The sequence below is a fragment of the Mycobacterium sp. IEC1808 genome (assembly GCF_002101935.1).
Classification (GTDB): Bacteria; Actinomycetota; Actinomycetes; order Mycobacteriales; family Mycobacteriaceae; genus Mycobacterium.
The window spans coordinates 64,652-79,411 of the sequence record NZ_LQPV01000004.1 but is presented as its reverse complement, the minus strand read 5'-3'; the positions used below and the strand labels follow the sequence as shown (position 1 = coordinate 79,411).

General features: G+C 66.8%; 16 protein-coding genes. 8 read left to right on the top strand and 8 right to left on the bottom strand.

Translation table 11 applies throughout. The features are described from left to right. Nucleotides 1-54: 54 nt before the first annotated feature. Nucleotides 55-1,074 carry a nitronate monooxygenase gene (locus tag AWB92_RS01120; RefSeq protein ID WP_085183691.1) on the top strand — a complete coding sequence of 340 codons (1,020 nt, stop codon included), beginning with the start codon at nt 55-57 and terminating at the stop codon, nt 1,072-1,074. Nucleotides 1,075-1,099: 25 nt separating this feature from the next. Here AWB92_RS01120 and AWB92_RS01115 read toward each other — a convergent pair whose 3' ends face one another. Both AWB92_RS01115 and AWB92_RS01110 read right to left on the bottom strand, forming a co-directional pair. Next, nucleotides 1,100-1,324 (bottom strand): hypothetical protein, encoded by a 225-nt coding sequence (locus tag AWB92_RS01115; RefSeq protein ID WP_068110900.1) that lies wholly within the window; start codon nt 1,322-1,324, stop codon nt 1,100-1,102. 398 nt (nt 1,325-1,722) lie between these two features. Continuing rightward, nucleotides 1,723-2,874: a serine/threonine-protein kinase gene (locus AWB92_RS01110; RefSeq protein ID WP_085183690.1), complete on the bottom strand. Its 1,152-nt coding sequence runs from the start codon at nt 2,872-2,874 to the stop codon at nt 1,723-1,725. A 245-nt stretch (nt 2,875-3,119) separates the two neighbouring features. On the opposite strand from AWB92_RS01110, the gene AWB92_RS01105 reads away from it, so the two are divergent. Then, nucleotides 3,120-3,404 (top strand): hypothetical protein, encoded by a 285-nt coding sequence (locus AWB92_RS01105; protein WP_085183689.1) that lies wholly within the window; start codon nt 3,120-3,122, stop codon nt 3,402-3,404. On the opposite strand, the gene AWB92_RS01100 is transcribed toward AWB92_RS01105, so the two are convergent. The 4 genes from AWB92_RS01100 to AWB92_RS01085 all read right to left on the bottom strand — a co-directional run bounded on the left by AWB92_RS01100 (nt 3,401) and on the right by AWB92_RS01085 (nt 7,523). Continuing rightward, a complete protein-coding gene (locus AWB92_RS01100; RefSeq protein ID WP_085183688.1) occupies nt 3,401-4,669 on the bottom strand; it encodes an amidohydrolase family protein in 1,269 nt (422 codons plus the stop codon). The two genes, AWB92_RS01105 and AWB92_RS01100, sit on opposite strands and share 4 nt — an antisense overlap. A 125-nt stretch (nt 4,670-4,794) precedes the next feature. Beyond that, on the bottom strand, nt 4,795-5,568 hold the full coding sequence (locus tag AWB92_RS01095) for a class II aldolase/adducin family protein (RefSeq protein ID WP_085183687.1): 774 nt from the start codon (nt 5,566-5,568) through the stop codon (nt 4,795-4,797). After that, a complete protein-coding gene (locus AWB92_RS01090; RefSeq protein WP_085183686.1) occupies nt 5,555-7,168 on the bottom strand; it encodes a class I adenylate-forming enzyme family protein in 1,614 nt (537 codons plus the stop codon). The genes AWB92_RS01095 and AWB92_RS01090 overlap by 14 nt, the downstream gene beginning before the upstream one ends. A gap of 49 nt (nt 7,169-7,217) precedes the next feature. Beyond that, the gene (locus tag AWB92_RS01085) at nt 7,218-7,523 is read right to left on the bottom strand and encodes a hypothetical protein (RefSeq protein ID WP_085183685.1); all 306 of its coding nucleotides are present in this window, start codon (nt 7,521-7,523) and stop codon (nt 7,218-7,220) included. Between the two features lie 63 nt (nt 7,524-7,586). Between AWB92_RS01085 and AWB92_RS01080 the strand changes: the two genes are divergently transcribed. Both AWB92_RS01080 and AWB92_RS01075 read left to right on the top strand, forming a co-directional pair. Then, a complete protein-coding gene (locus tag AWB92_RS01080; protein WP_085183684.1) occupies nt 7,587-8,084 on the top strand; it encodes a hypothetical protein in 498 nt (165 codons plus the stop codon). A gap of 26 nt (nt 8,085-8,110) precedes the next feature. After that, a complete protein-coding gene (locus tag AWB92_RS01075) occupies nt 8,111-8,458 on the top strand; it encodes an SHOCT domain-containing protein (protein WP_085183683.1) in 348 nt (115 codons plus the stop codon). 14 nt (nt 8,459-8,472) lie between these two features. Here AWB92_RS01075 and AWB92_RS01070 read toward each other — a convergent pair whose 3' ends face one another. Further along, entirely contained in the window at nt 8,473-9,213 is a 741-nt protein-coding gene (locus AWB92_RS01070) for an SDR family oxidoreductase (RefSeq protein ID WP_085183682.1), read from the bottom strand. A gap of 32 nt (nt 9,214-9,245) precedes the next feature. Here AWB92_RS01070 and AWB92_RS01065 point away from each other — a divergent pair, with 32 nt between their 5' ends. Then, nucleotides 9,246-10,097 carry a DMT family transporter gene (locus AWB92_RS01065; RefSeq protein ID WP_068183916.1) on the top strand — a complete coding sequence of 284 codons (852 nt, stop codon included), beginning with the start codon at nt 9,246-9,248 and terminating at the stop codon, nt 10,095-10,097. A 132-nt stretch (nt 10,098-10,229) separates the two neighbouring features. On the opposite strand, the gene AWB92_RS01060 is transcribed toward AWB92_RS01065, so the two are convergent. Beyond that, on the bottom strand, nt 10,230-12,491 hold the full coding sequence (locus tag AWB92_RS01060) for an MMPL family transporter (RefSeq protein WP_085183681.1): 2,262 nt from the start codon (nt 12,489-12,491) through the stop codon (nt 10,230-10,232). 104 nt (nt 12,492-12,595) lie between these two features. On the opposite strand from AWB92_RS01060, the gene AWB92_RS01055 reads away from it, so the two are divergent. The 3 genes from AWB92_RS01055 to AWB92_RS01045 are packed head-to-tail and all read left to right on the top strand — an operon-like array spanning nt 12,596 to nt 14,760. Then, nucleotides 12,596-13,060: a helix-turn-helix domain-containing protein gene (locus AWB92_RS01055; RefSeq protein ID WP_085183680.1), complete on the top strand. Its 465-nt coding sequence runs from the start codon at nt 12,596-12,598 to the stop codon at nt 13,058-13,060. Between the two features lie 24 nt (nt 13,061-13,084). Beyond that, nucleotides 13,085-13,564 (top strand): hypothetical protein, encoded by a 480-nt coding sequence (locus AWB92_RS01050; RefSeq protein WP_241523334.1) that lies wholly within the window; start codon nt 13,085-13,087, stop codon nt 13,562-13,564. Beyond that, nucleotides 13,561-14,760: a DUF6545 domain-containing protein gene (locus tag AWB92_RS01045; protein ID WP_085183678.1), complete on the top strand. Its 1,200-nt coding sequence runs from the start codon at nt 13,561-13,563 to the stop codon at nt 14,758-14,760. The genes AWB92_RS01050 and AWB92_RS01045 overlap by 4 nt, the downstream gene beginning before the upstream one ends.

The following is a 14,760-nucleotide window of genomic DNA, read 5'->3' as shown; positions in this document are numbered from 1 at the left end:
TGCTTCGCCGATATTCTCAGGGCAGGTGTGATCCGGACTCGAAGGGGGACTGCGATGCTGGAACAGTTTGAGATGTCGATACCGCTGGTCGCCGCCCCGATGGCCGGCGGGCCGACCACGCCGGCGATGGTGTCGGCCGCGACGCAGGCCGGGGCCCTCGGCATGCTGGCGGCCGGGTACAAGACCGTCGACGCCGTGGAGGCGGAGATCAAGAAGGTGCGTGCCGAGGGAATTCCGTTCGGGATCAACCTCTTTGCGCCCAATCCCCTGCCCGTCGACCCCGACAGCTACCGCGCCTACGCAGCGATCGTCCAAAAGGAGGCCGATCAGTTCGGTCTGACGCTTCCAACCGAGCCGATCGACGACACCGACCGCTTCGACGAGAAGATCGCGCTGCTGCTCGACGACCCGGTGCCGTTGGTGTCGTTCACGTTCGGGATACCGCCGCGCGACGTGATCACCGCCCTGAAGAAGGCCAATACCGTTGTGGTGCAGACCGTGACGACGCCCGACGAGGCGGCGCAGGCGCGCGACGCCGGGGTCGACATGCTCGCCGTGCAGGCAGCGACGGCCGGCGGGCATTCGGGCACGCTCTCGCCCCGCAGGCCGTTGACACCGGTCCCGATCGTCGACCTCGTCGCGCAGATCGTCGCGACGGTACCGCTGCCGGTGATGGCCGCCGGTGGCCTCGCCACTCCGGCCGCGGTGGCCGACGTGATCCGCGCCGGCGCCGTGGCGGCCGCGGTCGGAACGGTTCTGCTCCGCGCCACCGAAAGCGGCGCCTCGGCCACCCACCAGGCCGCCCTCATGGATCCGGCTTACAGCGAGACCGTGATCACCCGGGCCTTTACCGGCCGGCCGGCCCGCGGCCTGCGCAACGCGTTCATCGACGCCCACGAGGCGCAGGCGCCGCTGGGCTACCCGGCGATTCACTACCTCACCAGCCCGATGCGCAAGGCCGCCGCCGCGGCGGGCAAGCCCGACTACGTCCACCTGTGGGCGGGCACCGGGTATCGGCACGCCACCGCCGAGCCCGCCGCGGACATCCTGCGGCGGTTGGCCTCCGACCTCTGACCGGCTACCGGCCGCGGCCGGGAAATCAGTTGCTCAGATACAGGTACCAGAGGCCGTCGGAATGCTGAACGCAGGAGAAATGGGTGAAGGTGCCGGGGTGGTTGACCTCGACGTGGGGGCCGTCCACCTCGCACGCGGCCTGGGTCGCGTAGTTGCCTTCGACCTGAATCTCTTCGGCGTTACTGATGCCGACGCCGGTGGTCAGCAGCCCACAGAACGCCAAAGCACCGGCGGCAACGATCTTCCTCATCGGGCAACCTCCAGTTCCCTTCCGCCCCGGGGCGGAGATGTCAGCCAATTGCGATGGCCCGACGTTAGCGAGCCTCGGGCGTTCCCGCACAGCAAACGAAAAGAATTTGCACGCTCATAACATTCGAGCCTGCCGCCGGCGGTCGACTGGCCGCGCCACGGGCGGGCCGGCGCCGGCGCCGCATGGATAGCCCACCCGCCTCGTGGGCAGTCGCTGCGGAAGCGCAGCGGGCGTCCCGCTGTAGGCGTTTGATCCTGTAGTTAGTTCCGGCTGAGTGAACACGGCGCGCTCCTGGTCGGTGTCTCGGTCGAGGGGTCTCGACACCTTGTTCACAGCGCAATACCCGCTCAACGAGCGATTTTGAGCTTTTGCGCATTGTGCTCGTGGGGTTGGGCGGCCTAATCGCCGCCGTGTCCCTTGCCATGCCCCTTGCCGGGGCCATGCCGTGGCGGAGGCGGCGGTTGTTCCGTGGGAGGGTCCGGCGGAACCGGATTGCTCACCGGTACCGGCACCGGCGACGGGGTGCTCGTCGTCACCGGTTTGGCGGGAGCGTTCGAGGGCGCCGGGTCGGAAGCGATCGCAAACGGGACAACGATCATCGCCGCCAGGATGGCCGCGGCGACGATCAGTTTCTTCGTCCGGCCCCCCGGCCGCGGATTCCGCGCCGGCAGGGGCGCCTCGAGCACCTTCGTCGGCGGGCGCGGCGGCGCCGCGACGGGCATCCCCACCACGGCCGCCCCACGACCGTGCAGGGCGCCCCGCATCTCCTCGGCGCGGCCGAACCGCTGTCGCGGATCGGGCGCCATCGCGCGTTCGATCGCGGTGATCAGCGCGGAATCGACGTCGGGTCGCAGCAGGGCCAGCGGCGGCGGTCGGTCATGCAGGATGGCGCGGGCCAGGGCGCCCATGTTCTCCTGCGGGAAGGGGCGATGCCCCGCGAGCGCCTCATAGCCGACCACCCCGACGGCATAGAGATCATCGGCGACGGTCGCGGGCGCCCCGGCGAGCCGCTGAGGACTGAGGTAGGCGATGGTGCCGAAGACCTGGCCCGTCATCGTGTGGGCGACCGCCTCGTGGGTCTTGGCGATCCCGAAGTCGGCGACCTTCATGGCCTCGCCGTCGGCGCCCACCAGGATGTTTCCGGGCTTGATGTCCCGATGGAGGATCGCCGCGCGGTGCGCGGCCGTCAGCGCGGCGAGAACGTTGTCGAGGGTGGCTCGGACGTGCGGGACCGGAAGGGGACCGCGGGCGATCTGGTCGGCCAGCGAACTGCCCGGCAACCGCTCCATCACGATGAAAGGTATGCCGTCGTGCTCGCCGCAGTCGTGAACCGCCACGATGTTCGGATGGTTCAGCGCCGCGGCCGCGCGCGCCTCCGCGTCGAATCGCTTCCGAATGTCGGGCTGCGCGTTGAACACCGGGTGCAATAGCTTGATGGCGACGGGCCGGTTCAGTCGGGTGTCCCAGCCGTCGCGAACTTCGGCCATGCCGCCCAGGCCCAGCCTGCTGCGCACCTCGTAGCGGCCGGCCAGCAACGCGAGGGTGTTCATTCGCCTGCCAATCCCACTGCTTGTCTGACCGTCGGGCTTTGAACGCGAGGACCGACGTCCCCGGTCGGCTACCCAGAGCCCGACAGTTCAAAACGCACGCCCGAGACTGCCGCGACCAGAGCTTTTGCGCATTGTGTTCGGTCAATGCGACGTGTTCGCCATCCGGTCGAGCCCTCGCTCCGAAGGACTAACGAGCAGTTGTTGTCGGGGTCGATGCCGTTGGGTCGAAGAGGGAGGCTGTCTTGATGGGAATTGCGACGTTCAAAACGGTTGCCGCTGGCGATGGTTCACCGCACTCCCCGTCCGGATACTGCTACTACCTGGTGTTCCACGCGGTCGCGACGGCGCTGCTGCTCATCACGTTGGTGGCCGCCATCTGGCAGTTCATGAACTGGATCGCGGAGCCGTCGTGCCCGAGGGACGTGTCGCTGGCGTCCGTGTCGGCGCCGGTGGGCGCGTCGCACCACCTTTCGGCGCGCGGCGACAGTGGTTGCCCGTGTCCCCACGAGCCTCAGCACGAAAAGGCCTAGAAAGCATCGGGATTGCGCTGGACCTCGACCGGCACAGGATGCCGGTACAGCCGAGACGCGTTCTCCCAACTGAACTTTCGGATCACGTCCGGGGGCAAATCGCCGATCTGTTCGTGGATCGTCTCCTGAGTGTGCGGCCAGGTGGAGTCGCAGTGCGGGTAGTCGGCCTCCAGCATGATGTTGTCAGCGCCGATCCGATCGCGCTGCACGAACGACGATTTGTCCTCCACCGCACAGAACCAGAAGTTGCGGGTGAAAACCTCTGCGGGAGTGAGGCTTTCGCCAAGGGCCTGCCAGGTGCCATACATCGCGTGGTAGCTGAGCATGTGGTCAAGGCGGTCCAGCAAGCCCGCGACCCAGCCGATTCCGCCCTCGGACAGGCAGATCTTCAGGTTGGGGAACCGGCTGGGCAGGCCGGAGTACAGCCAGTCGACCGCCGCGGAAATGGCGTAGGCGAAGAACAGCACGCCCTGGACGTCCGGCGGCGCGTCGTCGGTGGTGGACGGTGAGGAGCCGGAGGAGCCGATGTGCAGGTTCACGACGGTGTCCGTCTCGGCGCACGCGGCCATCATCGGGTCCCAATGGCCGGAGTGGATGCTGGGCAACCCGAGCATCGCCGGGTTCTCGCTGAAAGTGACGGCGTGAAAGCCGCGTTCGGCGTTCTCATAGATCATCTTCGCGCCGAGTTCGGGGTCCAGCAGCCACGGCAGCTGGCAGGGAATGATGCGTTCGGGATACGAGCCCGCCCAGACCTCGAGGTGCCAGTCGTTCCATGCCCGCACCGACGCCAGCGCCAGGTCGCGGTCCGTGGTGACCTGCTGCAGCCGCTGGCCTGCGAACCCCGGGAGGAACGAGGGAAAGTTGAGCGAGGCGTAGATGCCGTTGAGGTCCATGTCTTTGACGCGCGCGTGGATATCCCATGCGCCCCTGCGCATCTCGTCGAACCGGACCGGCTCGAAGCCGTACTCGGCCACCGGCCGCCCGACGACGGCGTTGAATCCGACGTTGGGCAGTTCCCGGCCGTCGTACACCCAGGTCTGTCCCCCGGTGCCGGTCTCCACGACTTTTGGGGCGCGGTCGGCGAACTTGCGAGGCAGGCGCCCGGTGAAGGTGTCGGGCGGTTCGACGATGTGGTCGTCCACCGAGATCACCGTGTAACGCCGTGGCGCGCGGGGCGGATCGGGCAGGAAGGTAACCGAGCGGTCGCCGCCCGTCTTCGCGGTGGTGAAGTTCAGGTCGCCGGCCAGCTCATCGATGGATTTCACTCGTCAGTCTCCTCGTGGGGCAGGGCGCTTGAGTGTGCGCAGACGGCTTTGACTGTGCGCCCAGGGCGGGAATCTGGGCTGAAACGCGCCCAGGGGACACACGCAACGCCCACGTTTCACGCGCATCACGTGAGGACATCGGGATCGGCCTTGATGGTCATCCGGGCCGCCCCCGCCCAGTACACGTCGGCGGCGCGTTCGATCAGGGACCGCTGTATGCCGGCCATGTCCGACCAGTTCATCTTCACCGGTTCCCGGCCGGTGAGCATGACGTCGTAGGCCAGCTTGCAGACCCGTTCAATCGATGCTGCCCGGTACACGGCTTCCGGCAGGTTGCGACCCGTCGCGATGACGCCGTGGTTGGCCAGGATCGTGAGGTTGGCGCCGCCGATGCGCGCGGCGAGATCCGCGGCGCGCGCGGGGCTGTCGACTTCCCCGTCGTACGTGTCGACTAGGCGCAGGTCGTCGAGGTAGAGCGAACCGGTTTGGTGGACGAGTTCGGGAAGCTTGCCCAACGCGGCGAGCACGCAGGAGTAGTAGGGGTGGTTGTGGATGACGACCCGGGCGTCGTCGCGCACCCGGTGCAGTTCGGTGTGGATGTGGATGGCCGGGGTGACATCCCATCGACCGCGGACCACCCGCGCCTCGCTGTCCACCACGCAGATGTCCGAGGCGGTGAGCTCCTGCCACCACAGCCCCCACGGATTGACGAACATGTCCGTCTGGCCGTCGAGCTGCCAGGTGATGTGTCCGGCCATGTTTTCCGCGAAGCCGATGCCGGCGAGGTGCCGGAAAGCCACGGCCAGCGCCTGCTCGTTGGACAGCTCGACGCCGATCGGGGGCACCACCGACGGCGCCCACACCTCGACGCCACCTCGACGCGCGTTAGGAGCGTTCATGATCCGCCTCCATCCTGATTCGAATATCCTCGCGGAGCTGGCCTTTGGCAATCTTGCCGCCGGACGATCGGGGCAGCTCGTCGACCACGATGAGCCGTTCGGGCAGCAGCTCCTTCGAGACGCCCAGCGCCAGCAGGTGCTCGACGAGCTGCGGCAGATCGACGGCCCGCGATTCGACGAGTTCGGCGTAAAGGCAAACCTTTTCACCGAACACCGGATCGGGCATCGCGACGGCCGCCGCTACGGCGATCGCGGGGTGGGTGGTGGCGGCGTCCTCGACCTGGCTGGCGCTGATGTTCTTCCCGCCGCGCACGATGAAGTCGGACGTCCGGCCGGTGACGCTCAGATAGCCGTCCGCGTCGATCTCGCAGATGTCGCCCATGCGCATCCACCCGTCGGCGGTGAACAGCTTGTCGTGGTCGGTCCCGCCCAGGTACCCGAGGCTCGTCGCCGGGCCCCGGCACGCGGGCTGTCCGCGTCCCGTCGCGGTGACGTCCCGGTCGCCGTCGAAGAGCCGAACCGCCATCTCCGGGACGATCCGGCCGCCGGTGCGCAGCCGACGTTCCCGGGGGTCGTCGACCGTGGTCGCGCTCAGCATCCCGGTCTCGTTCGAGCCGTAGAACTGCAGGATCTTCGCGCCGGTGAGGTCCTCGAACTCCGCGGCGGGTCGGTAGGGCAGCGCCTCGCCGCCCGCGAAAACGACGCGCAGCGAACTCAGGTCGTGTTCGCGAGATGCCGGGTCCGCCATCAGCATTGTCAGTTGTGTGCTGACACAACACAGCACGCTGACCCGGTGGCGGGCGATCGCCTCACACGCCGCGGACGCGATGAACCTCGGCAGGATCACCGCCGTGGCGCCGAGGTAGATCGGCGTCGTGTGGCTGGTCCAAAGTCCAAACCCGAACGGCGTCGGTATCACCGGCAGGAAGACGTCGTCCGGTGTCAGCAACCCGTTGGCGACGGCCTTCTGGTGAAAGTAGTGCCAACGGTTTTGCGTGTGCACGACGCATTTGGGCAGGCCGGTGGTCCCGGAGGTGGAGTTGATCAGGAAGACGTCGTCGGGACCCAGCTGTGCCTCCGTGGCCACCGTCCTGGGCTCCGCGTCGACGTTCAGCCGCAGCGCGCCCGGATCGCCGTCCAGGACCAGCGCGGATTCGCCGGCCACGCCCACCGCGGCGTCGGCGCGCTGGGCGTCGCTGACCAGAATCTTCGGCCCCGCGTTGCGCAGGATCGCGGCGACCTCGCGGGTCCCGGCGCGCGCGCCGATGCCGACCACGACGGCACCGCACCGTTCGATCGCGACGAACAGCACGTGGATGGCGGCGGAGTCGCCGTGCCACACCGCGACCCGATCACCGCGCGCCACACCGACACCGGCCAGTAGCTCGGCTAATTGCGTTGCGGCACGGTCGAATTCGCGCCATGACAGCGACTTCCCGGGATGGTCGACGTAGGCGGGACGCCCCGGCGCCGACCGGGCGTTTTGACGCACCGCGTCCGACAGCGTCAAATCGGACCACCAGCCGGCGGCGCGAAACAGGGCCGGGTCCTCGTCGGTGAATGCCGGCGAGCCGACGGTATCCAGCCCACCTGCGCTCATTCGCAAATGATAGGAAAGCCGCCCGGCTCCTGGTCAGGAAGCCCGGTCGCTACGGATTTTGCGGGGGCGGAGTGTCGTGTTGGTTGGCGCCCGCCGTACCGGGATGCGGGTGCGGCGTGGGACAGGTGCGGTGCGGAATGCAGCCACAGTTCAGGCCGATGACGCAGGCACCGCCGCCGACGGGCTGCACCGGTATCGCGCCGCCCCCATCGCCGGGCGCGGGCACGACAATCGAGGACTGGGCCGTCGCGCCGCCCGGCGACTCACCAGCGCCGGTGACGCCCAGCCCGACCGCAAGCACGACACCGGCGCCAGCGCAGATCGCGGCTGCCGTACGGCGCACGCGGTTCGTCATGGCAGTCAACTGTAGTTTCTTTTCAGAAGATGCGCATCGCGACAAGCGGAGGGCAGCGGCAGCATGAAATACCCACGGGCTTCCCACTTGTGGCCGGGTCTGCTGAGCGGCGCCGCCGCGGGGGCCGCAGGTACCACGGCGCTCAACGTGATCACCTATCTCGACATCGCGGTGCGCGGCCGGCCGACGAGCTCCACGCCCGAACGGACCGTCGAGGCGATGGCGAAGCTGTTCGGCCTGACGGTGCCGGGATCCGGTGACGTCCTGGCCAACCGGCTGCTCGGCCTGGGTGCGCTGACCGGGTATGCCGCGGGGATCGGGATGGGCCTGATCCTCGGGCTGGCCTACGCGCTGGGCTGGCGCCCGCGCCTCGTGGTCGCCACGCTGGTCGCGACGGCGATCGCCTTGATCGGCACCAACGGGCCGATGACCGTGCTCGGCGTGACCGACCCGCGAACCTGGGGCGTCGTCGGCTGGATCAGCGATTTGGTTCCGCACTTCGGCTACGGCGTCGTCACCGCCCTGGTGCTTGATTACCTCTGCCGCAGTTGGGATCGGTAGCCACCCACCCGGTTTCCACTTGCCGCATGAAAACCAAGGCCGCTGTCCTGTTGTCCGGCGCGCTGATCGCCCTGCTGCTGGTCTTGCGCTACTTCGCTTTGAGCCGCGCGGGCGTGCCGCTCGGGTGGATGCTCTACCTCGGGCTGCCGATCACCGCGGGCGGTGTGCTCTTCGCGCTCCGGCTCGTCAACCTCGGCTCGGGATGGGGCGTCCGGGACACGCGGCAGCCCGCGCATCCGACGGCGCCTTCGTATCCGGACCCGCCGGTGCCGGTTCCCGAGCGCTTCAGGGAACTGGAGGCGCTGCGCGCCGCCGGCGCGATCTCCGAGTCGGAGTACACCGCCAAGCTCGCCCGCATCCTCTCGCAGATGTGAGTTGCCGTGCGCCGCTAACCCTGGACGGTGGGGCGGATAGCGATCTCACCAATCTCGACCTCGTGGGGCTGCTCGATCGCGAATGCCACGGCGCGCGCCACCGCCGCGGGCGACAAACCGAAGTCGCTCATGGTGCTCCGGATCTGGTCACGCAGGGCCGCGTCGTCGATCGAACCGTCGAGCTCGGTGTCGACGAATCCCGGTGATATCGAAGTGGTTCGGATGACGCCATCGGTCGACTCTTGGCGCAGGCCTTCCATGACGGTACGAACGGCATTCTTCGTGGCCGCGTACACCGCCATGGTGGGGACGATCTTCAGCCCGGCGGTGGATACGGTCGTCACGAAGTGGCCGCGGCCCTGTCGGCGGAAAACCGGTAGCGCCGCGGCGATGCCGTGCAGCACCCCGCGCAGATTGACGTCGATCATTGCCGACCATCCATCGACGTCCAGGTCCGCTACCGGCCCGATCTTGCTGATCCCGGCGTTGCTCACCAGTACGTCGAGGGAACCGAATTCACCCGACGCCGTTGCGACCAGCTGGTCGAGGTCCTCGCGGCGCGTCACATCGGTCGGGCGAATGACGACGGCTCCCCCGCCCTCGCGAATTTCGCGCGCGATCCCTTCGAGGCGATCGACGCGACGCGCACCGAGGACAACGCTGGCGCCGCGCTCGGCGAGCAGACGCGCGGTTGCCTCCCCTATCCCGCTGCTTGCGCCGGCGATAGCCACCACCTTGCCCTCGACGCCGATCATCGAAGAATCCCTTCGTCTCGTATTGTCATTCTGTGCTCATCGGGTTCCTGCTCGCGCTGGGTTGCTCGGTGTGCTACGGCACCGCCACGGTATTGCAGGCGGTCGCCACCCGATCGGTCGAACCGGCCAGCAAGTCGGGCGTCGACGCGGTGCTGCTGATGCGGGCCGTCCGGCAGTGGCGCTATATCGCCGGCATCGGCCTTGACGTCCTCGGGTTTCTGCTTCAGGTGATGGCGCTGCGGTTGGTGCCGATCTACGTCGTGGCCGCGGCGCTGGCGGCTTCGATCGCGGTCACCGGCATCGTCTCGGCGTGGGTGCTGTCGGCGCGGCTGTCCGCAACGGAATGGACGGCCGTCGCGGTGGTCTGCGTGAGCCTCGTCGTGCTCGCGTGCGCGGCGGGTCCCGGGCACTTTCGGCGCGCCCCGGCCGGACTCGGCTGGGCGCTGATCGGTGTGGTCGCCGCGATATTTCTCATCGGTGCCGCCGCGGGACGGCTGCATGATCGCGCCCGGGGGCTCGCCCTGGGCCTTTGCGCGGGAAGCGGATTCGGCGTGGTCGAAATCGCGGTGCGCCTGATGGACGTCGTCGACCCGACCAAGCCCGCGTTCTACACCCAGCCGGCGCTGTACGCGGGCGCCGGCGGCGGGGTAGCGGGATTTCTCCTGCTGACCTCCGCCCTGCACCGCGGTTCGGTGACGACCACGGTGGCGGCCATGGTCGTCGGCGAGACGATCGCACCCGCGATCGTGGGCGTCGTCTGGCTGGGTGACTCCGCCCGCGACGGCCTCGGCTGGCTGGTGATCGCGGGATTCGTTGTGGCCGTGTGCGGAACGCTGGTGTTGGCGCGCTTCGGCGAGGCGCCGACGCCCGCCGAGGCCGGTTGAGTCATTTCGCTCTGCCCGCGGAACCTATTCTGCTGCAGCCGATATAGCGACCCTGAGTGACGACTCAGTCCAGGGCGCCTACGACGCGGGTAACCCGATTGCGTCACACGGCCCGTTACAGACCGGCTCCTGCTATTCATCCTCGGCCAAGTGACCGGGCGCCACGTGCCTGGCGTGGCTGGCGGATTCGCTGATGCCGATCCGGTTGTGCAGCCAGGCTAGCGGTTTGGGGCTCCACCAGTTGGCCCGGCCCAGCACGTGCATGAAGACCGGCAGCAGTACGGTGCGTATCACGGTCGCGTCCATGAGTATGGCCAGGGTCAGTCCGAGCCCGAACATCCTCATGAACGACACCTGCGAGGCGGCCAGCGCGGCAAACGAGATTGACATTACCAGCGCGGCGGCAGTGATCACGCGCCCGGTACGGGCCACGCCCAACGCCACGCACACGTCGTTGGCGTCGCTGCTACGGGCCGATGCCAGCCAGTACTCGCGAATCCGTGACACCAGGAACACTTCATAGTCCATGGATAGGCCGAACGCGATGCAGAACATCAGTACCGCGGTGTTGGCGATCAACGTTCCGGTCGACGTGGTTCCCAGGGCGTCAAGGTGGCCCTCTTGGAATATCCATACCAGGGCACCGAACGTCGCCGTCAGCGATAAGACGTTGAGGATCAACGCCTTGAGTGGCAGCACCACGCTACCGGTAAGCAAGAACAGCAGGGCGAAGGTGACGACAGCGATAAATCCGACCGCCAGCGGCAGGCGCGAGGTGATGGCTTCGACGCTGTCGCGGTCGGCTTGCGCGAGGCCGGCGAGCTGGACTGACCGGCCACCGGGGCCCGGCATCTTGTGTAACCGGTCGAGTTGGGTGTCGGAGGCTGACGAATTCAACGGCGCGGAACTGGCGACGGTCAAAAATGCACTGCCGCCGACAATCCCAGTCGCGGCCGCCGGTGGTCCAACATCGTGCCCATTGATGAAGGTGCCGGCCGGAGCGGCTACCGCGGACACGTCGGGCACCCGAGACAGATCGGCAGCGTAGCCGTCAAGGTCGGAAGGAACCAGGTCGCGCGCGTTGGGGATGACAACCTGTATCGGCGGCGCGGAATCGTTGGCGAAACCGTTGCGGAGCTGGTCGCCCACCTGATGGGCGGACGCAGATCGCGGCAACAGGCGGTCGTCGGAATACCCCCACTTCACGTGCAGGAATGGGAATCCCAGCAGCAGCAGCACGGCGAGCGCGGCCAGACCGACGGGCATCGCTCGGCGCATCACTAGCTTGGTTGACCGGTACCAGAACAGCTGTTCCGGTCGTCTCGGCAGCGGATCAGGTCGATGCAGCAGCCGACGTGCCAGCCGGCGAACATCCAGGGAGTCCAGCCGGGGCCCCAGTGCGACAATGGCTGCCGGGGTCACCATGATCGCCGCGAGACCCGCGAATGCGACGGTTGCAACTCCGGCATAGGCGAACGATCTCAAGAAGTACATGGGGAACAACAGCATCACGGCCATCGACAGCGCCACCGTGGTCGCGGAGAAGAGCACGGTTCGGCCGGCCGTGGCCATCGTCCGGATCAGTGCGTCGTTGGGAGTGGCTCCTTCGGCCAGCTCGTCGCGGTAGCGGCTGATGATCAACAGCGTGTAGTCGATGGCCAGCGCCAGGCCCAGCGCGGTGCTGAGGTTGAGCGCCAAAATCGAGACGTCCGTGGTGAAAGTCAGCAGCCGCAGTATCGACATGGAACCGACGATGGCGATCAACCCCACGGCAACGGGCAGCGCCGCCGCGAGAAGGCCACCGAACACCCACACCAGTGCAAGGAAGCTCAACGGGATTGCGATGAATTCCATCAACACCAGGTCGCGCTGCGTCTGATCGTTAACCTGCGCGTAGACCATCGCCATTCCCCCAGCGCGCACGGTGACTCCGTCGCGGTCGCCCCCGATTTGATCGGACAGCGCCTTGGCGTATTTCGGCGCGTTGTTTTCCCCGCCTTTGAGGTTGGCCACGATCAAGCCGGACTTGCCGTCCTTGCTAATCAGCCCGGCCGCGATCTCCGGTGCAGCGGTCCACGCCGAGGACACGTTCAGCACGTACGGGGACCGCGACAGCTGTTCGCCGATATTGGTGCCGACCCGACGAGCTTGACCGCTGGCGGCACCTCCGGGCGCAGTCACCACAAACACCAGCTGTTGATCGCTTTGACCGAACTTGTCGGTTAACAGCCCGCTGGCGTGGGCCGACTCCGAGCTCGGATCCCGGAAGCCGCCTACCGACAGGCTCGGAGCGACCGGGGCGCCAAAGATCGATGCCCCGATAAGGATCAGCAACGCAACGGCGATGACCCGCCGTGGCGCGGCGATAGCCAACAGCGCGATCCGGTGCAGCATGTAGTGTCCTTCCAAAGTTTGTCACCCGGTATCGCCCGACGTACCATCCCCAGTTGAGTAACGTGAGTACATGCCGATAGCGGTCATGATAAACGGGAGTACACATGGGCGGCCACGGGGATGCGCAAGGCGTGGAGAAGGGCGACCTGGCGGCCCGCCTCAACAAGCTCTTCGAGATCATGCGTCGGCCAGACACGCCGCCGCTGTCGAATGCCGCCGCCGCGGCCGCGATCACCTCCCAAACCGGTGTCTCGATCAGCCCGGCATACCTCTGGCAGCTGAGAAGCGGAGTCAAGGACAACCCAACGGTCCAGCATTTGCGCGCCATCGCCGAGTTTTTCGGGGTACCGGCCAGCTATCTCATTGATCGCGATCCGGACGCACAGATCGATGCCCAACTCAATCTTCTGCAAGCGTTGCGTGATAACGGCGTACGGGACTTGGCCATGCGTGCGAGCGGCCTTACTCCGCAGGCACTCAACAGTGTGGCCCTGATTCTTGACCGCGTTCGCGAACTTGAGCGGCTTCCGCCGATCGCGCACCCAGTCGGCGGTGAGGGGGAGGTCTAAATGACACTTTCGAATGGTGACATCTTGGCGCTGGCACGCCGCCAGCCGATCCCGGTCCCCTGGGACAGGGACGTCTTCATCCGCAATCTGGCCGAATTGCGCGGCCGCCCAATCAGATTGATTCCAACCGACACCGCGGCTCTGGCCGACAGTCCATGCGGACTATGGCTGGCTCGCGACAACGACGACCTGATCCTGCACGAGATCGGGACCACCGACTACCACATCGACCAGATCGTGGGCCACGAGATCGGGCACATGCTCCTAGGTCACCACCGAAGTCCCGCTTTCGGCCCGGACAAGGCGCGCGAACACGACCTGTGCCGCCAGGTCTTGCCCGATATCGATCCTCAAACCGTGCACGCGGTGCTCGGACGCAGCAATGGTGGCAACGAGCAAGAGCGCGATGCCGAAATGTTCGCTTCCCTGCTGATGATCGCCGCCGCCGAAGCCAACGAACGCTCGTCGATGATGATGCGTAGCGCCTTCTTCCATCGGCGATGACCTCCACCGTCCCAGGCTTCATCGCCTGGCCCGTGATCATCGCCATGGCGGTGCTTCTCGCCGCGCGCTTCCGCTGGTGCAGGACCAACCTCTACGAGAGGTACTACAGCAATCTGATGGCCTGGATCCTGCTGATCGAGCTCCTGCGTGAGCACGATGTTGAAGTCATGCTGTCCAAACGGGCCCTGTTGACCGTCACCACCGCCCAGCAATTATCTTCCGCGGCAATGATTTTCGCCGCCACCGAATTCATTGGCTTCACGATGTTGTGGACTCGGCTCTCACCGGTCGAAACGCGCCGCGGTCACCGCTATTACCGCCTGGCAGCGGTCATATTATGCGTGGCATACCTGGCCGCGGCGACCCGTGCCCGCGTTGCCGGTCAAACCCTTGAAGTCGCCGGCGGCTGGGACGGAGTCTTGGCCTGCAGCTTCTATACGGCCATGATTCTCCTGCTGGCGGTTCGGGCCATTTGGATGTTCGCAGCCGAGGTGCGAAAGAGCACGCAGAAACGTGACCTCTTCCTCGCCGTCGGCGGGCTACTGGTCGGTGTGCTCACCGCAGCAGCCTGCCTGGAAGCACTGGTCTCGGCCGCGACCGATCAGCTCGGCTGGACCGACACCCTGAGGTTCCGGCTGTGGTTGCACGGCTTTGAGGCCTTTTGCATAGCAGTCATCGTGTATGGCTTCGGAGCTGTCCCGCTCGTAGCGCGAGTGCTGCGTTACCTCGGACTGGACCCCACCAGCCGGTCCTGGAAAAACTTGGCCGCCTTAAGGGCAAGCTTGACAACGGTGGTCCCGGAAAGCAGTTTCAACCTCGACCACGACGATTATCGGTTTCAAAAGACCACGCTGCAGCTACACCAAACCATTATCGAAATCCGCGACGCCATCCTGCACCTGCGTCCCTATTTCCGCGACATAGCGCCGCACGAGCTGGCCCGGTTCCTCCAGGCAAACGCCGTGCCAACCGCCGAACACGACGTGGCGTCGCAAACCTTACAACTGGCTCACGCCGCCAGAGCCAAAACCGCAGGCGCCGCGCCCGGATCTCCCGACGTGGCAACGGTCCTGCGCTCCCGGGCGACAACCCTCGACGAGGAGGTCACCGAATTGTTGGCCCTGGCGAAATGGTGGAAGCCCGCGTTAGCGGCCACTGAACAGTTCAGCCAGATTGCGCCCGCCGAGGCCGGGTGA